A 19,218-nucleotide genomic window follows, 5' to 3' on the forward strand; every position below is an offset into this window, starting at 1 on the left:
TGACTCGAAAACACAGCAAATCTCCGCTCGACTACGGTGATTGATGACGAATGTCGTGTCGTTGCTGGACAAGTCAAAACTTTTCCACAAAATATTCATGTCGCGTCTAAATTGATTCGTGTGCGTTTGCGTCTCCGCGTCCGTATTTTCTCCTGACGGGCTGGTTCATGACACATCGCCAAGGGTTTGTTCGCGACGCGGCTAGCAGCCGCCAAGTCGCGGCGCGCTGGTGCGCTCTCGCCGAGCAGCGCCTGCAACATCTCTCTGAAATGTTCGAGACCGGCCGCTGGCGCCGCTATCACTCCGAGATCGCGTTCCTCGAAAACATCCAGGAAGCCAAGCGTGCCGTCCAGACATGGCGCGCGCTTGCAACCGGCGGGGATGTCGCCGAGGCGGCTGCGAGCGTGACGCCCGCATTCGGTTGGTCGCCGGCGACGATGCCGCGCGTGTTTCCGCGCGAGCAGCAGCCGCAGACCTTGCAGCCAAAGGCCGTTCACATCGCTCCCGAGACCGCCATGCCGGTGAGGCTCGATCCGAAACCGGATGTGCTCGCGGAGATCACCGAAGCCCCGATCGCGCCGCTTGCTCCGATCGCACCGCGTGCCGCGCCCGCAGCAACGGCACCGCTCACCTTGCCTGCTGCCACGGCGCCGAGCGCGGCGCTGGCGGCGCTCCTGCCGCAGTTCTCCCCGCCCGCCACTGAGATCGTCGCAGCCCCCGAGCGCGTCGTCGAATTCACCTTCAGCCTCGATGGCCTGGAAGCGAAGTACCCGCTGCTGCGGAACGCGTTCTGACGCTCCGGAGCGTGGGCAGAGGGGAGCAACGCCATTTCTCGCTCCGTCATCCTTGAGGTGCGAGCACAGCGGCGCAACGCGCCGTTTTGAGAGCCTCGAAGGATGCACGGCCCGTCTTTCCGGCCGCGCGCCTACCGCCGCACCGCATTGCCGCCGACCACCACCTGCGCGAAACGCTGCGCTCCTTCGGCCGACAGATCGGAGGTCACCGCACGCGCGTGGTCGAGCCCGACCACGGCGCCGCGTGGCGTTTCCGAGATCATGTTGTTGTTGACGAGCGCGGTGCCGGCGCCCGGCATTACGGAGACGCCGACGCCGGCCAGCGCCTTGCGGATCACGTTCCCCGTGATTGCTACATCGCGCAGATATTTGCCCCAGCCGGCGACGATGCCGTAGGACGGCGCGTTCTCGATCACGTTGCCGGTGACCGAGGTATCAGCCTCGATGTAGATGCCGACGCCGGCATCGTCGTCCGGCGCGGTGCCGAGCGGCCGCTTCGGGATCAGATTGCGGATGATGTTGCCTTGGACCACCGCGATGCGGCCGCCTTCGTTGAAATTGCAGACGGAGACGCCGACGGCGGCGCCGTCGACAATGTTGTTGGCGATCACCGCGGCCTCGAACGCGAATTCGGAATAGAGCGCGACCTCGCGCACGTCGCTGACGCTGTTGCCGCTGATGTGGATGTTCGAGGCCGAGTTGCCGCGCACCGCCGAGTAATCGCAGTTCCTGATGCGGTTGCCGCGCACGATCACGTTACCGGCGCGGAAAGCGTTGATGGCATTGCCGTACTGGCCCGAGCCGCCGGGCCCAGCCTTGATGTCCTCGATGCGGTTGTCGGCGACTAACGTGCCGTCATCGCCGATCGCGGTGCGCAGGATCTCGATGCCGTTGTCGTTGGTGCCGCGAATAGTGTTGCGGCAGACGCTGAGGCCCCGGGCATCGAACGAGACCACCGCCGTCACCGCGATGTCAGTGAAGATGTTGCCGGAGATATCGCCCGCGACCTGCTCGAGCCAGATGCCGCTGCCGCCGGAGTTCGTGATCTCGCAATCGGTGATGCGGACATCGCGGCCGCCGAGGACGTGAACCAATCCGCGACGCGTCGGCAGTGGGATATTGCCGCCGTCGAAGGTGAGGCCGGTGAGGCCGATCGCATCGGCGCCGTCGCTCTGGATCGCCGAGGCGCCGCCGGTGAACACGAGCTTGGTCGCGCCGCGCACGCCGATCAGTTGCGCGCCGTTCGGGAGCCGCAACAGACCGGTCCGGTAGGTGCCGGGCGGCAAGGCAAGCGGCGTTTGCGCCCGCGCGGCCTCGTCGATGGCGCGCTGCAGCGCGCGCGTCTGATCCTCGCTGCTGCCGGGTCGCACACCATATTGCGTGGCATCGCGGCCGAGCAGCGACGTCAGCGGCGCCGCGTGCGCGGCGTCAACAGGCGTGGCCAGCGCACCGGCAATGCCCGCGGTTGAGGCTCCGATGAGGTGACGGCGATTGAGCATGACGCGTCCTCCGGCGGACGCGGGAGGTGTCCGCGCGGGATTGGGTAGCGCAGCGTGGCCGGGGCCGTGAGGATTGTTCGCGGTAGGGTTAAATGTTTACGCAATCGGGCTGCGTGTTTTCCTTGCCAGCCGCACCATCTCCATCAGCATGGCTTCCCCCGCATCCACCAGCTCCTCCAGCGTGATCCGCGGCGCGCCCTTGCGCCGGGTTGCGCCGCTGCGCGCAAGCAGGGGGATATGGATGAACGCCGCGAGCCGTGGCCCACCCGCCCTGACGTTCTCGATCGCGCGCCAGCTCAGGTAGTTGCAGAGATAGGCGCCAGCATCGCGCGAGGCGCGCGCGTCGATGCCGGTGCGGCGCGCCGCGCGCAGCAGCCTTGCGGTGTGCGGGCCGAACATCATCGCGTCCGCATGGCCGGCGATGCCGCGCTTGCTGGAGCGGGTGTTGGCGGCATCGGGCCAGAGCATGGTGACGGCGTTGCGCGCGCGGGTCTCGATGCGCAGGTAAGGCGTGCGGGCCGCGAGGCCGAACATCAGCAGCGCGTCGGGCTTTCGCGCCGCGAGCACCTCGGGTAGTTGCCGGTCGACCGCGGCATAGGTCACCGGGAAAATGTGGCTCGCGATTGTGACATCGTCGAGAGCCGGGCGGCGCAGTTGCGTCAGCCGCGCCACCAGCGGCTGGGTCGGGTTATAGGGCGCGCCGGGAAACGGACCAAACCCAGTGAGGAGGATGCGGAGCTTGTCGCTCATTGCAGCAACTCCAGGATCTGCTCGGCGGCAAGCGCCGGCGTGAGATGGCCGTCGGCGACTTCGGCCTCGATCTTCCGGACTTTCGTGCGCACCGATGCCTCGCTGCGCAGCCGCGCCAGCATGCGCTGCTCCAGCATCGACCACATCCATTTCACCTGCTGCTCGCGCCGTCGCGCGGCGAAATCGCCGGAGGCGTTCATCGCCTTGCGGTGGTCCAAAACCTTCTGCCAGATCTTTGCGATGCCATCGCCTGTGAGCGCCGAATAGGTCTCGACCGGCGGATGCCAATGCTCGGATCGCGGTGCCAAGATATGCAGCGCGCCGCGATAGTCGGCAGCGGTGATCTTGGCGCGCTTGAGATTGTCGCCGTCGGCCTTGTTGATCGCGATCATGTCGGCGAGCTCGACCAGGCCCTTCTTGATGCCTTGTAGTTCGTCGCCGCCGCCCGGCAGCATCAAGGCAAGGAAGAAATCGGTCATGTCGCACACGGCGGTCTCGGACTGGCCGATGCCGACTGTCTCGACCAGCACGACGCCGAATCCGGCGGCCTCGCACAGCAGCATCGCCTCGCGCGTCTTCGCGGCGACGCCGCCGAGCGTGCCCGAGGAGGGCGAGGGCCGGATGAAGGCATCGTCCGATGCCGCGAGCCGCGCCATCCGCGTCTTGTCGCCGAGGATCGAGCCGCCGCTGCGCGCCGAGGACGGATCGACCGCGAGCACCGCGACCTTGTGGCCCTGCTCGATCAGATAGGTTCCGAGCGCATCGATCGTGGTGGATTTGCCGACGCCGGGCGAACCGGTGATGCCGACGCGAAACGCCTTGCCGGTGTCCGGCAGCAGCATCTGCACCAGCTCCCGCGCCAGCGTCTGATGGTCGGCGCGCCGGCTCTCGACCAGCGTGATGGCTCGGGCGAGGGCCGCGCGACTGCCGGTGCGCAAGTCGCGGGCAAGGGATTTGATATCCGGCGAGGCCTTCTTCTCAGTCATGCCCTGCTTTACAACGCCGGGGAGAGACAGGCGAGGGCCGCCCGCCCGATATCACCGGGATGTCGCCACGACCGTCTGCGGCTGCTTCACCTTGCGCCATACCCACACCATCACCGGCCAGAGCAGGGCGCCAATCGCCATCGCGGCGAGGATGGCCGCCACCGGCCGCTCGAAGAACGGCAGGATGCTGCCGTCGGACTTGATCAGCGAGGTGACGAAGGCCTGTTCCACCATGGTGCCCATGACGATGCCGAGCACCATCGCGGCGACGGGATAGCCGTTCGCCTCCATCACATAGCCGATCACGCCGAACGCGGCGACGGTGACGACGCCGAACATGTTGTTGCCGATCGCGAACGAGCCGACCGCGCAGCACAGCATGATGATGGGCATCACGGTCGAACGTGGTGCCAGCAGGATATAAGCAGCGACCCGGATCATGGCGATGCCGAGCGGGATCATCAGGATGTTCGCGATGATGAACATCAGATAGATCGCATACATGCTCGACGCCTTCTCGGTGAACAGCGTCGGGCCGGGATTGAGCCCCTTCATGTAGAGCACGCCGATCGCGATCGCGGCGATGGTGTCGCCGGGGATGCCGAACAGCAGCGACGGCACCCAGCCCGAGGCGATGCTGGCATTGTTGCTGGCGCCGGCTTCGACCAGGCCCTCGACATGTCCGGTGCCGAACTTTTCCGGCTCCTTGGAGAAGCGCTTGGACATCGCGTAGGACACCCAGGCGGCCATGTCGGCGCCGGCGCCGGGAAGCACGCCGATGATGATGCCGACGATGTTCCCGCGCGTCATCTGCCAGTGATACAACTTCGTCAGCTTCCACTGGCCGGCCATGATGCTTCCGAACTTGCGCCGCGGCAGCGGCGGCGGTTCCGGCGTCAGCATCGCCCGCATCACCTGCGCCACCGCGAACACGCCGACGAGGGCCGGGATCGGCTCGATGCCGCCGAACAGGTCGGTGATGCCGAAGGTGAAGCGCGGCACGCCGCCGGGGTTCTCGATGCCGATGCAGGAGACGAGCAGGCCGATGAACATGCCCGCGATCGCCTTCACCGGCGAGGAACGCGCCACCAGAGTGGCGCACATCAGACCGAGCAGCGCCAGCCAGAAATATTCGAAGGTCGAGAACGACAGTGCGATCTCGGCGAGCGGCGGTGCCAGGATCATCAGCGACAGCACGCCGGCGATGCCGCCTACCGCGGAGAACCAAACGCCGGCACCGAGCGCAAGCTCGGCCTGGCCCTTGCGCGTCATGGCGTAGGCTTCGTCCGCGTAGGCGGCGGACGCGGGCGTGCCGGGAATGCGCAGCAGCGCGCCGGGAATATCGCCGGAGAAGATCGCCATCGAGGACGCCGCCACGATGGTCGCGATCGCCGCGATCGGCGAGAGATAGAAGGTCACGGGGACGAGCAGGGCGGTCGCCATCGTCGCCGACAGGCCCGGCAGCGAGCCGATCACGAGGCCGTACACGGAGGCTGCGAACATCGCGATGATGACCTCCCAGGTGGATATCAGCGCGAAGGCGTCAAGCAGGGTTTTCAGCATGGGATTACCAGGGCGTCGGCAACAGGCCGGCGGGCAGCGGCACGCGCAAGAGCTTGCCGAAGATGAGGTGGATGGCGAAGGGCGAGAGCGCCGCGAGCGGCAGCGCCAGCTTCCATTTCGCCCCGAGCGCGGTCGAGGTGACGTAGACCATGATCGCCGCGGTGATGATGAAGCCGAGCCGGTCGGCGGCCAAGACGTAGAACAGCAGCAGTGCCGGCGGCAGCAAGGCGCGCAGGCCGTAGAGCTTGCCTGGGAGTTTTCCTTGCGGCGGCGGGGCGGCTGCCTGGCCGTCCTCGAGCGGGACGAGCTCTTCCTCCTCCTCGAAGGAATGACCGACGCCGAACACGATCGCGAGCCCGCAGAGTGCGAGGCCCATGCCAATCAGCAGCGGAAACACGTTGGGGCCGACCGGCTGGCCCGGCACCGGCGGCAGGATCCAGCCACCGTAGGCAGCTGCAGCGCCGAGCACGACGAGAAACGATCCCGTGACGGAGTCGGGAAGACGCATGGGAGGGGTCCTATGGGAGGTGCGGTCCCTCTCCCCGCTTGCGGGGAGAGGCGATCAGAGCGTCGCAGGTGCGGATCACGCCTTGCTCAATCCGGCCGCCTTCATCGCTTCGCCCATCTGGGCGTCGCCCTTGTCCATGAAGCCGGCGAAGTGAGCGGCATCGCCCCAAACGGTACCGAAGCCGCGATTGCTCATGAAGTCCTTGAACTCGGCGGAGTCGTAGACCTTCCTCAGTGCCGCGGTGAGCTTGGTTGCGATCTCCGGCGGCAGGTTCTTGGGCGCGCCGATGCCGCGCCAGGCGCCGGTCGCGTAGTCGATGCCCATCGCCTCCTTCAGCGTCGGCACATCCTTGAAGATCGGGTTGCGCGCAGGCGCCATGATGGCGAGGCTCTTGGCCTTGCCCGCCTCGATGATGGCGCGCGCTTCGGGCACCGAGCAGGTGGTGAGGTCGAGGCCGCCGGCGGCGAGATCCTGCATCGCGGGCGCCGCGCCGTTCGACGGCACCCAGGCGACCTGGTTGGCGGGCAGCCCCATGGCCTGCATCCAGCCGACCAATGCGAGATGCCAAATGCCGCCCTGGCCAGTGCCGGAAGCCTTGAACTTGCCGGGAGGCGCCGCCTTGATCGCATCGGCGAGCTCCTTGACCGTCTTGTAGGGCGAGGAGGAGGAGACCTGGATGCCGGGGGGATCCTCGTTCATCAGCGCCAGGGGGGTGTAGCTCCTTGGCGTCAGGTCGGTCAGGCCCTGCCAGTGCATCATCGAGATTTCGACCGTGAGCATGCCGATGGTGTAGCCGTCGGGCTGCGCGGTCGCGATCGCGCTATGGCCGACGACGCCGGAGCCGCCGGTGCGGTTGACCACGTTGAAGGGCTGGCCGAGGTCCTTCTCCAGTAGCGCCGCGACGATGCGCGCGGTGGCATCGGTGCCGCCGCCCGCGCCCCAGGGCACGATCACGGTGACCGGACGCGCCGGATAGGCTTGTGCAAGGGCCGGCCTGAAGCCGAATGCGGCGGATGCTGCAACTGCAGCGGTCGAGGCCGCAAACGCGCGGCGCGAAATCTTGGACATGAATGCCTCCCAGCGGCGCCCGTGACGTCGGGCGCTCTTCTCAACAGCGGCATTCTAGTCGGCTTTGCGGCGGGGCCGCAAGGTAGCGCTACCAACGCGTTGTGAGCAACGCGCGCCGGCTCAAGGCTGATTACTGCCCTTCGTCCCCGTCGGTCTTCGGCCGCTGGCCGCCGAAAATTCGCAGACCTTCCGGCGAGAGATGGGGCTTCAAGGCTTCCCACGGAACGAAAGCGCCGTATGCGCCCTCGACATAGGGGCCGACGGCATAGGGTGGATAGTAGAACTTGAGGCCGGCGCTCTTTCCGATCTCGGTTGACGGCGCGAGGGTCACTGCGCCGATCTTCAAGAGGCTTGGCTTGATATTCTTGACCCAATCGTCGCCGTCCACGTCGGGCACATCACGCTTCTTCTTCTCGATCCTGAGCGAGGCGATCACGGCCTTCATCATCGCCTTCATGGTCGGGCCGTTGTCGGCGGTTTCGTTGAAGAATGGGCGGATCGAGATGCGCTTGTTCTCGGTTCTGTCCCACAAGATCGTGTTGGTGTCGGAATTGGGATGCGCGCCGAGAGTGTCCGTATACTCGGACCTGACGATGCTGACATAGCGGCCGCCGACCACCGAATCGACGGTGTAGTTGCGCTCGAATTCCCAGGCGCGATCCCTGAAGAGCTCCGGGTCGGTCTTGCGCGTGGCCGCCGCTTCCGCCGCGCTCTTGTCGAGCCAGTTTCTCCCCTCAGCGAGGCAATCGGCCGCGAGGGCAGGATCGGCCCTGATCGTGTCGTCGAGCAGGACGCGCGCCGCGATGTTCTTGGTCTTGAGGACGGCATCGGGCTTGGGATCGGCGGCGAGGGCGGAAAACACGCACGTTGCGCCAAGCGCCAGGGCGACGCTCAAACCGGTCATGAACTTCAAGGATTGTGCTCCTCGCGTGAGCGTCAGAATATTTCCAGAATGTCGTCTGCGCTGTGTGGCGCAAAGCGGGGCGACATCGAGCGGCGAACGGTTGCCTGCGCACGCAAACCGGTCGCGTCCTCGATGATGTGTTCGACATCGATCAGGTTTAGTAGCGAGAAAGTGGTCTCAGGTTCGACCTCGACCAGAATGTCGATATCGCTGGCGGCGCGGTAGTCTTCGCCTGCCCGCGAGCCGAGAATGGCAAGCTTCGAGACGCCCTTGCCTTTGATGGCGTCGGCGTTCTTGCGTATCGCCGCGATGATTTCGTCGCGTGTCATGGACACAATCTGGCCGGCTACACGGCCAGTCCATCATCTACTCCGCTGCCTCGCTATGGCCGAGCCGGGCATTCAGCTTGCGGATCAGCTCCTCGGCCGCATCCGCGATCACCGTGCCGGGTGGGAAGATGGCCTCGGCGCCGGCCGCGTAGAGCGCATCGTAATCCTGCGGCGGCACTACCCCGCCGACGATGATCATGATGTCGTCGCGGCCCTGCTTCTTCAGCGCGGCCTTCAATTCCGGCACCGCGGTAAGGTGGGCGGCGGCGAGCGAGGAGACTCCGAGGATGTGGACGTCGTTCTCGACGGCCTGCCGTGCGGCTTCGTCAGCGGTGGCAAACAACGGCCCGATGTCGACGTCGAAGCCGATATCGGCAAATGCCGACGCGATCACCTTCTGGCCCCGATCGTGGCCGTCCTGGCCGATCTTGGCGACCAGGATGCGCGGGCGGCGGCCTTCCGCCTCCTCGAACGCGTCGATCAGCGCCTGAACCTTCTCGACCCGGTTGCCCATGCTGGACGCCTCCCGTTTGTAGACGCCGGTGATGGACTTGATCTCGGCGCGGTGGCGGCCGAACACCTTTTCCATCGCGTCCGAAATTTCGCCGACGGTCGCCTTGGCGCGTGCCGCGTTGATCGCGAGCGCGAGCAGATTGCCATTGCCTTCACCGGCCGAGCGCGTCAGCGCGGCGAGCGCGGCATCGACGTCCTTCTGGTTGCGTTCGGCTTTCAGCCGCTGGAGCTTGTCGATCTGAAGCCGGCGGACATTGGTGTTGTCGACCTTCAGGATCTCGATTTTGTCCTCGTCGGTCGGCCTGTACTTGTTGACGCCGATCACCGCCTGCTTGCCGGCATCGATGCGGGCTTGCGTCTTGGCCGAGGCCTCCTCGATGCGCAGTTTTGGCACGCCGGCTTCGATGGCTTTTGCCATGCCGCCGAGCTCCTCGACCTCCTGGATGTGGCCCCACGCCTTGGCCGCGAGGTCGCGCGTCAGCCGCTCGACATAGTACGAGCCGCCCCAGGGATCGATGATGCGGGTGGTGCCGCTCTCTTGTTGCAGGAACAGCTGGGTGTTGCGGGCGATGCGCGCCGAGAAGTCGGTCGGCAAGGCCAGCGCTTCGTCAAGCGCATTGGTGTGCAGCGACTGCGTGTGGCCTTGGGTGGCCGCCATCGCTTCCACCGTGGTGCGCATCACATTGTTGAAGACGTCCTGCGCGGTCAGCGACCAGCCCGAGGTCTGGCTGTGCGTGCGCAGTGACAGCGACCGCGGGTCCTTCGGATTGAACGGCTTCAGCAGCTTCGCCCAGAGCAGCCGCGCCGCGCGCAGCTTGGCGACTTCCATGAAGAAGTTCATGCCGATCGCCCAGAAGAACGACAGCCGCGGCGCGAAACGGTCGACGTCGAGGCCGGCGGCAAGGCCGGCACGCAGATATTCGACGCCGTCGGCGAGCGTATAGGCAAGCTCGAGATCCTGCGTCGCGCCGGCCTCCTGCATGTGATAGCCGGAGATCGAGATCGAATTGTACTTCGGCATCTTTTGCGAGGTGTAGGCGAAGATGTCCGAGATGATCCGCATCGATGGCGCGGGCGGATAGATATAGGTGTTGCGCACCATGAACTCTTTCAGAATGTCGTTCTGAATGGTGCCAGAGAGCTTTTCCGGCGGTACGCCCTGTTCCTCGGCGGCCGCGACGTAGAGCGCGAGGATCGGCAGCACCGCGCCGTTCATGGTCATGGATACGCTCATCTGGTCGAGCGGAATGCCCGCGAACAGCGTGCGCATGTCGTAGATGGAATCGATGGCAACGCCGGCCATGCCGACGTCGCCGCCGACGCGCGGATGATCAGAGTCATAGCCGCGATGGGTGGCGAGATCGAAGGCGACCGAGAGGCCTTTCTGCCCCGCCGCGAGGTTGCGGCGGTAGAACGCGTTGGAATCCTCAGCCGTCGAGAAGCCGGCATATTGCCTGACGGTCCAGGGCTGGTTGACGTACATGGTCGGGTAGGGCCCGCGCAGGAACGGCGCGATGCCCGGATAGGTCTCGAGGAAATCGAGCCCGCCGAGATCCGCCTCGCCATAGACGGGCTTCACCAGAATGCCCTCGGGCGTCAGCCACGGCTCGGCGCTGCCGGCTGGCGCAGCGGGGGCGGTCCGGTCGAAGGCGACGTCGGCGAAATTGGGAATGCGGCTCATGGCTTCAACCATATCAAAAGCACTCAATCATGATCCGGATGCTGATAGCTGACGATGGTCGCCATCTTCTCCGGTCCGTAATTCTGCTGCGTGGTCTGGCTCGGCAGGTTGGCGATGCCGACCACCCAGCCGAGGCGGGATTCGGTGCCGAACTGCCGCGTCGGGATGACGCGGTCGGGGTGGTCGAAGGTACCGGTCATGATCTCGATCCGGTCGCCGTCGATGCGGCCAAAACTCAGTGGCGTGCCGCAGCCGGCGCAAAAGCCACGCTCGGCGATGGTGGAAGAGCGGAAGAACGAGGGCTGTCCCTTGGTCCAGGCAAAGTCCGTCTTGTTGATATCGGCAAAGGAGGCGAACGGCGCGCCGCTCGCCTTCTGGCACATCCGGCAATGGCAGATCGAAATCCTGGTCGGTGCCGTCATGACTGCAAAGCGCACGGCGCCGCATTGGCAGCCGCCGGTGAGAACGGGTTTGCCGGTTTCAGTCATGGCTGCTCCATCCGTCGATAGGCGTCTTGCAGCGTCGCAAGCGCGTCGCCTCCGGCGAAGACAAAGCCCGTGACGCCGGCCGCGCGCAGCGCCGCCTCGCCATCGGTCGGGCGGCCTGCCAGATAGATATGTCTGCTGCCCACCGTTTGCAGCGCCCGGGCGGCCGGTTCCGCCTGACCGGCATAGACCTTGTCGCTGGAACAGAGGCAGGCGAGCTCCGCGCCGGAGGCCTTGAAGGCGGCGGCCAGCTTGGCCGGATCGGTAAAGCCCTCGCTGTCGACGGCCTGGATGCCGCCGGCTTCGAAGAAGCTTTTGGCGAAGGTCGCGCGCGCCGTGAAATCGGCTGGCGTGCCGAGATTGGCCAGGAAAACCTTTGGCCGCGTGCCCCGCACCTTCAGCGCCGCGTCGGACTTGTCGCGCAGCGCCTCAAACGGTTCCGCCAGCCGGATCGGCGGCAGCGCCTCGAACTTGTATCGCTGTTCCCCATAGGGCGGAAGGACGATCGGCGTTGCCTTCAGTACGGTGGCTTCGCTCTCATGGAGATTCGGAAACTCGCTGGCACCGGTCAGCACGTCGCGGCGCTTTGCGATGTTGGCGGCGCGCGCCTTTCGCGCGCCCGCGACCTTGCTCTGGAACACGCCCTGCTGAAGCGCCGCGAAAGCGCCGCCGGCTGTCTCGCTCTCCTGGAACAGCGCCCAGGCCGCTTCGCACAGTTGCCCTGTCAGCGTCTCGATGCCGCCTGCGCCGGCTGCGGGATCGCTGACCTTGGCGAGGTTGCTTTCTTCCAGCAGCAGAAGCTGGGTATTGCGCGCCACGCGGCGCGCGAACGGATCGGGCAGGCCGAGCGCCAGCGTATGCGGCAGCACGGTGATCGCGTTGGCGCCGGCCAGTCCTGCCGCGAACGTTGCCATGGTCGCGCGCAGCATGTTCACGTAAGGATCGCGCTGCGTCAGCATGCGCCAGGCCGTATCGGCGGCGATGAACAGCGGCTTTGGCGCGAGCCCGCAAGCCGTCTCGATGCGCGCCCACAACAGCCGCAGCGCGCGGAATTTGGCCATGGTCAGGAACTGATCGGCATCCGCAGCAAGCCGCGCATAGACCATGCCCTGCGCCTGCTCGAGGGGGATGCCAGCGCCTTCGATGGCGCGTAAGTAAGCGACGCCGCAGGCAAGCACGAAGGCAAGCTCCTGCACTTCCGAACCACCGGCATCATGGATCACGCGCCCGTCGGCGGACGCAAACGGTCCCTTGAAACGGAGTGCGGCCAGGCCCCTGATGGCGCCGGTGATGGCCGGAACGATCTCGTCCCAGGTATAGGGGCTGTGGCCCCACGCTGCGGCGGCCGCGAGCGGATCGAGCCCGAAGCGGATGTTGCAGGCTGCGGGATCGAACCCCTTGCTCTCGACATATTCCGCGACATGGATCGCGGCCATGCGCGATTGCGGTCCGATCTCGAGCTCGATGCCGATCCCTGCGTCGAGATGTATCCCGCTCAACACCTTGGCAACGGCGTCGGCCGTAGGTTCCAGGCCAAATCCATGGGCCGCATTGCCGCCGGCGAACACCAGCGCGAGCCCCGTCGCGCCGTTCTCCAGATCCTGCAAGGCCTGCGCATTCGCGAGCGCCGTATCGGGATGGTCGATCCGCTGCATTATCTGCCACGGCGCCGCCGCCGGCCGGCCGACCACGGGCGCAACGCCCTTGGCGCGCGGATAGAGCGGATCGATCTTGAGGCCGTCATAGGTCTTGCCGACCAGCTTCTCGAACGGCGCGCCCTTCAGCACGCCGTCGACCAGCTTGCGCCAGTCCTCCACGGTGGCTTTGGGAAAATCCGCCGCCAGCGGCAGGTCGTCAGTCACGGAGGTCATGCGGCGATGGGCTCCCGAAAATCTTGTTATTCGCAGGCGAAATTGCCACGGCCGACCGTCCCTGCAAACGGTTGTTTTTGGTTAACCGGTATCCGGAAGCCGCTCAATGCCTTGCGTCGAGACGCTGGCGAGCCCGTCACGCACGCGAATGCCTGAGATGATGCGGTCGGGCGCGATTTCGGCCAGCGGCACCAGCACGAAGGCGCGCTCGAACAGGCGTGGATGCGGCAGCGTCAAATCCGGCTTCTGCAAACTGACGTCGTCATAGGCGATCATGTCGAGATCGAGCGTGCGCGGGCCCCAGCGCCGTTCCTTGGTCCGCGTGCGGCCGAATTTCTGCTCGACTTTCTGCAGCACGAACAACAGCGCGTGTGGATCGAGACTGGTCTCGATCTCGATGCAGGCGTTGATGAAGGGAGCCTGGTTCTCATCGCCCCAGGGCGGGGTCGTATAGTCCGACGAGCGCGCGATCAGCGCGGCCTGCGCCATGCCGCAGATATGCGCGATCGCCTTGGCGAAGGTCGCGCGGACATCGCCGACATTGCCGCCGAGTGCGATCAGCACGCTCGCCATATTACGGATGCCGAGAGCGGGTCAGCATGATGCCGACGTCGTCGAAGATCGCAGCGATCGGCGCGTGCGGCTTGTGCACGGTGACCTTCACCGCGCGGATGCGCGGGAAGTGCGACAGGATGGCATCGGCGACCGCGCCGGCGGCGCGCTCCAGCAGCTTGTAGTTGGTGTTCTTGAACGCCGCCGTCGTGGTCGCGACGACATCCGCGTAGGACACGGTGTCGGCGAGCCGGTCACTGCGCGACGGCTCCGACAGATCGGTGTAGAGTTCGAGGTCGATGACGAAACGCTGGCCGACCTCGGTTTCGTGATCCATCACGCCGTGGCGGGCATGGATCGACAGGCCGGTGACGAAGATGGTATCGGTCATTGCTTGCTCTCGATTGCATGCGCCACCCGCAGGGCCTGCAGGGTTTCGGCGACGTCATGGGTCCGGATGATCTTCGCACCGCGTTGCGCGGCGATCAGATGTGCCGCGATCGAGCCGGCGAGCCGCTCCGATGGCTCCGACGGCGACACCGAGGCGATGAAGCGTTTTCGCGAGGCACCAACGAGGATCGGCAGGCCGAACATGTCGAGTTCGCGCAAGCGCGCCAGGGCGATCATGCTCTGCTCGGCCGTCTTGCCGAAGCCGATGCCGGGATCGAGCACGATGCTCTCGCGCGCGATGCCGGCTTTTGCGGCGATGTCCAGCGAGCGCAGGAAGAATGCTTTCATGTCCGCGACGATATCGATGGCGGGATCGACACTGTCGCGGTTGTGCATGACGATGACGGGGACGCCCCTTGCGGCGATCAACGGCGCCATGTCGGCATCCCGTTGCAGGCCCCAGACGTCGTTGGCGATCGCCGCGCCCTGATCGAGCGCGAATTTCACCACCTCCGCTTTCATGCTGTCGATCGAAACGGGCACACCGAGCGCCACGACGCCAGCCAGCACCGGCTTCAGCCGCGCGAGCTCTTCCGCCGCCGTGACCGGCCGGGCGCCCTTGTAGGGCCGGGTGGACTCGGCGCCGACATCGATGATGTCGACACCATCGGCGATCATCGCCTGCGCCCGCGCGAGTGCCTGATCTGGTGCGATGAAGGCACCGCCGTCGGAGAATGAATCCGGGGTGATGTTGAGCACGCCCATCACTGCAGGAAGAGGCTGTTCCAGCAGCGTCCGCAGCACATCGGCCCCGGCCGAGCCGGCCGGCGGGACGGAAGGGGAGGGCGAGGCATTCATGCGGCCCGCTTTGCGCGGTTGGGAAGGGGGTGTCAAGACCAACACCCTCCCTGTCATTGCCCGCGAAGGCGGGCAATCCAGTATTCCGAGGCAGTGCGGTGATACGGAGGAGCCATGGCGTGCTGGATACCCGCCTTCGCGGGGTATGACACCGACAGCTAATGCTGCAGGTCGTGCGCCGAGACGTCCGGTCTAATACGTGATCTTCGGCGGCAGCTTCTTGGCCTTGGCGATGATGTCGCCGACCGACTTCTCCGACGGCAGGATGCGGACCAGCTTCTTCTTCTCGTTGGCTTCGCGCATGCTCTGCGCCAACCTTGCCGGATTTCGATAGGCGAGCTCGCGCACGGTGGTGACGCCGGCGGCGCGGACCAGACCGACCTTGGCCTTGCCCATGCCGGGAATGCGCATGTAGTCGGAGACGTTGGCCCACTCCAGCAGCGACTGCTCGCTGATTCCCGTCTTGGCGGAAAGCGCCTTGCGGCCCTTCACGGTCGAGGCCGCCTCGAGCAACGCGTCGGTTGTGCGGATTCCTTGCGCCTTCAACTTGTTGGCTGCAAAGGCAGGCAGGCCCTCAATCTCGGAGATCGGATATGTCATGATGCTCGATGTGAAATGCGTGCCTTCAGGCGAACTGGCTGAGGCCCGGCGTCCCCGCAATGATCTTGCCCATCTGATCCGCTCCGATTTCGTCGCGACCGTAGCGGAAAAGTTCACGGGCGACATTTTGAATCTCGGACATGCCGAGCCCCAGACCCATCAGGCGGGTGCCGACGGCCATCAGGCCGCCGCCCATCAGCCGCGACAGGCCGCCGCCGCTCCTGGATGCCTCGATCGCAGCTTCCGCTCCGGAGATTTGGTCGATCAGGGCCTGCACGCTGTCGGAAGGACCCTCACTGCGGAGGAAGCCCAGGATGATGCCGACGGTCTTTTCAGCGACAGCACCATCTATGCCGGCGCTTGCCGCCAGCCGTCCGATCAGCTCGTCCATAAGACCCGCCCCTCAGCCGGTTTACATGCCGGAGTATTGCTTTCGAAAAATGATCTTGAGCCGGTGTGATGTGAAATTCAAGCGATGAACGCACGCGCCGCCGCGATTCAGCTTCGAACGCGCGAAAGGTGTTGCAGTCGTGCAAGAGCCGAGGACGAATCGGCGATAATTTGCCGCGTTGCGAACGGCTCGTTCCCACTTTCGGCTTATGTCGATCGTTCTCGTCCGACAATGTCGCATGCTTGGGCGCGTTGAACGGTTTCAATCGGTGCACGAGATGCGTTAAACTACGGAACTGGTGCATTTGAGTTTCAATACGGGAAACTCGGCAGAGAGATCAGAGAGAATAATGACCGCACAGGACAGCAAGCTCGGCGATACCGACGAGAAGATCTTTGTCGGCAAGGGAGACGAGCAGGCTTGGCTGACGCTGGCGCTCGCCAATCGCCACGGCCTCGTCACGGGTGCAACTGGAACCGGTAAGACCGTATCGCTGCAAGTGATGGCAGAAGGATTTGCGCGCGCCGGTGTTCCGGTCTTCGCAGCCGACATCAAGGGCGATCTCTCCGGCATCTGCCAGGTCGGCGAACCCAAGGATTTCATCGTCAAGCGCGCCACCGAAATGGGGCTGTCATTCCAGCCCGATCAGTTCTCGACGGTGTTCTGGGACGTATTCGGCGAGCAGGGCCACCCGGTGCGCGCCACCGTCACGGAAATGGGGCCGCTTCTGCTCGCGCGCATGCTGGACCTGAACGATGTGCAGGAAGGCGTGCTCAACGTCGCCTTCCGCGTCGCCGACGACAACGGCCTGACTTTGATCGACATGAAGGACTTGCGGGCGCTGCTCGATGCCATCGTGCCCGACAGCGGAAAGAAGGGGGCGGATGCGGAAGAGGATCCGCTCGCCGCCATCCGCAAGGCCGCTCAGGGCTTCGGCAACGTCACCAAAGCGACCGTCGGCACCATCCAGCGCCAGCTTCTGGTGCTGGAGAACCAGGGCGGCACCAAATTCTTCGGCGAGCCGGCGCTGACGCTGAAGGACTTCATGAAGACCGACCGCGACGGACGCGGCATGGTCAACATCCTGGTCGCCGACAAGCTGCTCCAGAGCCCCAGGCTTTATGCGACGTTCCTGCTGTGGATGTTGTCGGAGCTGTTCGAGGAGCTGCCCGAAGCTGGCGATCTGCCCAAGCCGAAGCTCGTGTTCTTCTTCGACGAAGCGCATCTGTTGTTCAACGACGCGCCCAAGGCGCTGATGGACAAGATCGAGCAGGTGGTGCGTTTGATCCGATCCAAGGGTGTCGGCGTCTATTTCGTGACGCAAAACCCGATCGACGTGCCCGACCGCGTGCTCGGACAATTGGGCAACCGGGTGCAGCACGCGCTGCGCGCCTTCACCCCGCGCGACCAGAAGGCGGTCGCCGCTGCGGCGCAGACCTTCCGGCCCAACCCGAAGCTCGACACCGCGAAGGTGATCATGGAGCTCGGCAAGGGCGAGGCGCTGGTGTCCTTCCTCGAGGGCAACGGCACGCCTTCGATGGTGGAGCGGGTGATGATCCGGCCGCCGTCGGCCCGCATCGGACCGATCACGCCGGACGAGCGCAAGGCGATCATGGCTGCAAGCCCGGTGAAGGGCAAATATGACACCGCCGTCGATTCCGAGTCCGCCTACGAGATGATTCAGAAACGCATCGCCGCCACGGCGGCCACGGCGGACGCTCCGGCCGGCGGAGGCGGCGGCATCCTGGGCCAGATCGGCTCGATCGTCGGCACCATCTTCGGTACCAACGTCAAGCGGGGCCGTCTGTCGACCGGCCAGGTCATTGCGCGAGACGTGACGCGATCGGTCACCAATCAGGTGATCGGCGGACTGGCCGCCAATGTCGGCAAGTCGATTGGCGGCCAGCTCGGCGGCTCGATCGGCCGCACCCTGGTCCGCGGCGCGCTCGGCGGATTGCTGCGGCGATAGGCAGAGCGCCTGGTTTGAGGCAGTCGCCGTATCCGGTCATGAAGCTCTAGGACTTTGACCGTCGCCTGATATTTGCTCGTCCGAGCTACCACGGCGCACAATTTCAGGTGAGGGGCTCTGCAAGCCTTCGCCGGTCTGCTAGGTCCTGTGTCGTCGCCGTTCAGGACCACACCGTGAACCCGCCCGCCCAATTAGGCAAGCCTGACGCAGCCAGACGCCCGTCGCTGGGTGCGCCGCTGGATCTGCTTTTTCTGTTCTGCTGCGTCCTCCTGACCGCCGACGTGCTCGTCCCCGAGATTTTAGGGCACGGCAAGACCAAGGACTACTCGCTCTGGTACTGGGCCGGACAGCAGGTCCTGGAGGGTGGGCCGCTGTATCCTGCCACAGCCGTCGAGCATTTCGATTTCATCTATCCACCGCTGCCGGCAATCCTGTTGGCGATCCCGAGCTGGTTCGGCAAGATCCCGCTCTATGTCGTCCTGTCGATCTTGAACGCCGTGGCGTGGTGGTACACCGCGGCGTTCTCCCAGGTCATGACCGGCTCGGACCGCGCGCCGGGTCGTTGGCTCGAGGCGCTGCCGGTCGCCGTCACCGTGACCTTCGTGTTCGACATGTTCGACCTCGGCCAGCCGAACCTTCTCCTGCTGGCGATGATGCTCTACGGCTTCTGGAGCTTGCGGCATCAGCGATCGTGGCTGGCCGGCTTCATGTTCGCGCTCGCCGCCGCCATTAAGGTGTTCCCGATCGCCGTGCTGCCCTATCTGGCCTGGCGGCGCAAATGGGCGGCCCTGGTCAGCACGATCGTCTTCACCGGCATTCTTCTCTATGTCGTGCCGGCACCGATCCGCGGCTTCGAACGCAACGCGGCCGAGCTGGCGACCTGGTACCAGGGCATGGTCGGGACCAGCTCGGAAAAGGGCTTTGGCCAGCGTCGCGAGCAGAACTGGTCGTGGGTCAACCAGTCCCTCATTGCCGTCACGCATCGCCTGGTCCGGCCGATCAACTACAATCAGGACGATCCCAACAAGCCGCCGCGCACCATGAACGTGATCGACGTCGACTACAGGACGGCGAACTGGATCGTGCTTGCGCTGTCGGCGCTGCTCGGGCTCGGCTTCGTTGCGATCATGCCGCGGCAAGCGCGGCGGACGGCGCGCTCGGATGCCGAGGAGCTCGGCATCTTGTTCTGCCTCATGACGGTAGCCTCGCCCTTGGCCCGGCAATACTATTTCATGTGGCTGTACTTCCCGGTGACGGTGTTGATGCATCGCGCCGCATTCGACGAGCGAGCGCAGGTGCGCCTGGGAACCTGGCTCGCCCTGGGTGCCGCCGGCATCCTCATGCTGCTGTCATTGCCGTGGTTTCCGATCGCCTTCCAGGCTTGGGGCAACAACCTCGCTGCGACCGCGGTCCTCGCAGGGTGCCTCGCCTGGCACATCAGGCATCCGCCGCTTGCGGCTAGTCCCGAGGCCGCGCCGGCGCTAAAACCCGGGACCTCTTGAGCCCA

General features: G+C 65.4%; 19 protein-coding genes. 3 read left to right on the forward strand and 16 right to left on the reverse strand.

The annotated features are described in order from the left end of the window. The first annotated feature begins 167 nt into the window (after positions 1-167). Positions 168-794: a TIGR03809 family protein gene (locus tag P6U28_RS07635; RefSeq protein ID WP_122404171.1), complete on the forward strand. Its 627-nt coding sequence runs from the start codon at positions 168-170 to the stop codon at positions 792-794. Positions 795-925: 131 nt separating this feature from the next. Here the strand turns inward: P6U28_RS07635 and P6U28_RS07640 are convergent, their stop codons facing one another. The 16 genes from P6U28_RS07640 to P6U28_RS07715 all read right to left on the reverse strand — a co-directional run bounded on the left by P6U28_RS07640 (position 926) and on the right by P6U28_RS07715 (position 15,742). Then, on the reverse strand, positions 926-2,293 hold the full coding sequence (locus tag P6U28_RS07640; protein ID WP_122404170.1) for a TIGR03808 family TAT-translocated repetitive protein: 1,368 nt from the start codon (positions 2,291-2,293) through the stop codon (positions 926-928). Between the two features lie 96 nt (positions 2,294-2,389). Beyond that, positions 2,390-3,043 (reverse strand): pyroglutamyl-peptidase I, encoded by a 654-nt coding sequence (locus tag P6U28_RS07645; RefSeq protein WP_122404169.1) that lies wholly within the window; start codon positions 3,041-3,043, stop codon positions 2,390-2,392. Beyond that, positions 3,040-4,029: a methylmalonyl Co-A mutase-associated GTPase MeaB gene (gene meaB, locus P6U28_RS07650; RefSeq protein ID WP_122404168.1), complete on the reverse strand. Its 990-nt coding sequence runs from the start codon at positions 4,027-4,029 to the stop codon at positions 3,040-3,042. Before meaB ends, P6U28_RS07645 begins: the two co-directional genes overlap by 4 nt. A 51-nt stretch (positions 4,030-4,080) precedes the next feature. Beyond that, on the reverse strand, positions 4,081-5,592 hold the full coding sequence (locus P6U28_RS07655) for a tripartite tricarboxylate transporter permease (protein WP_122404167.1): 1,512 nt from the start codon (positions 5,590-5,592) through the stop codon (positions 4,081-4,083). A 4-nt stretch (positions 5,593-5,596) separates the two neighbouring features. Continuing rightward, positions 5,597-6,100 carry a tripartite tricarboxylate transporter TctB family protein gene (locus P6U28_RS07660; RefSeq protein WP_122404166.1) on the reverse strand — a complete coding sequence of 168 codons (504 nt, stop codon included), beginning with the start codon at positions 6,098-6,100 and terminating at the stop codon, positions 5,597-5,599. Between the two features lie 75 nt (positions 6,101-6,175). Next, entirely contained in the window at positions 6,176-7,168 is a 993-nt protein-coding gene (locus tag P6U28_RS07665; protein ID WP_122404165.1) for a tripartite tricarboxylate transporter substrate binding protein, read from the reverse strand. A 130-nt stretch (positions 7,169-7,298) separates the two neighbouring features. After that, a complete protein-coding gene (locus P6U28_RS07670) occupies positions 7,299-8,072 on the reverse strand; it encodes a DUF3298 and DUF4163 domain-containing protein (RefSeq protein ID WP_122406758.1) in 774 nt (257 codons plus the stop codon). 32 nt (positions 8,073-8,104) lie between these two features. After that, entirely contained in the window at positions 8,105-8,401 is a 297-nt protein-coding gene (locus P6U28_RS07675) for a nucleotidyltransferase family protein (protein WP_122404164.1), read from the reverse strand. A gap of 37 nt (positions 8,402-8,438) precedes the next feature. Beyond that, on the reverse strand, positions 8,439-10,595 hold the full coding sequence (gene scpA, locus P6U28_RS07680) for a methylmalonyl-CoA mutase (protein WP_122406757.1): 2,157 nt from the start codon (positions 10,593-10,595) through the stop codon (positions 8,439-8,441). 23 nt (positions 10,596-10,618) lie between these two features. Continuing rightward, the gene (locus tag P6U28_RS07685) at positions 10,619-11,083 is read right to left on the reverse strand and encodes a GFA family protein (protein WP_122404163.1); all 465 of its coding nucleotides are present in this window, start codon (positions 11,081-11,083) and stop codon (positions 10,619-10,621) included. Next, positions 11,080-12,951 carry a methylmalonyl-CoA mutase family protein gene (locus tag P6U28_RS07690; protein WP_122404162.1) on the reverse strand — a complete coding sequence of 624 codons (1,872 nt, stop codon included), beginning with the start codon at positions 12,949-12,951 and terminating at the stop codon, positions 11,080-11,082. Before P6U28_RS07690 ends, P6U28_RS07685 begins: the two co-directional genes overlap by 4 nt. An 81-nt stretch (positions 12,952-13,032) precedes the next feature. Beyond that, positions 13,033-13,524, reverse strand: coding sequence for a 2-amino-4-hydroxy-6-hydroxymethyldihydropteridine diphosphokinase (folK, locus tag P6U28_RS07695; RefSeq protein WP_122404161.1), 492 nt, complete (start codon positions 13,522-13,524; stop codon positions 13,033-13,035). Position 13,525: 1 nt separating this feature from the next. Beyond that, the gene (gene folB, locus P6U28_RS07700; RefSeq protein WP_018315750.1) at positions 13,526-13,894 is read right to left on the reverse strand and encodes a dihydroneopterin aldolase; all 369 of its coding nucleotides are present in this window, start codon (positions 13,892-13,894) and stop codon (positions 13,526-13,528) included. After that, entirely contained in the window at positions 13,891-14,751 is an 861-nt protein-coding gene (gene folP, locus P6U28_RS07705) for a dihydropteroate synthase (protein WP_122404160.1), read from the reverse strand. Before folP ends, folB begins: the two co-directional genes overlap by 4 nt. Positions 14,752-14,943: 192 nt before the next feature. Next, positions 14,944-15,351, reverse strand: a complete 408-nt coding sequence (locus P6U28_RS07710; protein WP_122404159.1) for a DUF4332 domain-containing protein — start codon at positions 15,349-15,351, stop codon at positions 14,944-14,946. 25 nt (positions 15,352-15,376) lie between these two features. Beyond that, on the reverse strand, positions 15,377-15,742 hold the full coding sequence (locus P6U28_RS07715) for a DUF2267 domain-containing protein (protein WP_122404158.1): 366 nt from the start codon (positions 15,740-15,742) through the stop codon (positions 15,377-15,379). Between the two features lie 349 nt (positions 15,743-16,091). Here P6U28_RS07715 and P6U28_RS07720 point away from each other — a divergent pair, with 349 nt between their 5' ends. Together P6U28_RS07720 and P6U28_RS07725 are read left to right on the forward strand one after the other, a co-directional pair. Further along, the gene (locus tag P6U28_RS07720; RefSeq protein ID WP_122404157.1) at positions 16,092-17,711 is read left to right on the forward strand and encodes a helicase HerA-like domain-containing protein; all 1,620 of its coding nucleotides are present in this window, start codon (positions 16,092-16,094) and stop codon (positions 17,709-17,711) included. A gap of 173 nt (positions 17,712-17,884) precedes the next feature. Beyond that, positions 17,885-19,213 carry a glycosyltransferase family 87 protein gene (locus P6U28_RS07725; protein ID WP_162500362.1) on the forward strand — a complete coding sequence of 443 codons (1,329 nt, stop codon included), beginning with the start codon at positions 17,885-17,887 and terminating at the stop codon, positions 19,211-19,213. Positions 19,214-19,218: the final 5 nt, after the last annotated feature.

The sequence above is a fragment of the Bradyrhizobium sp. STM 3561 genome (genome assembly GCF_045571455.1).
In the GTDB taxonomy this organism is placed as follows: Bacteria; Pseudomonadota; Alphaproteobacteria; order Rhizobiales; family Xanthobacteraceae; genus Bradyrhizobium; species Bradyrhizobium vignae.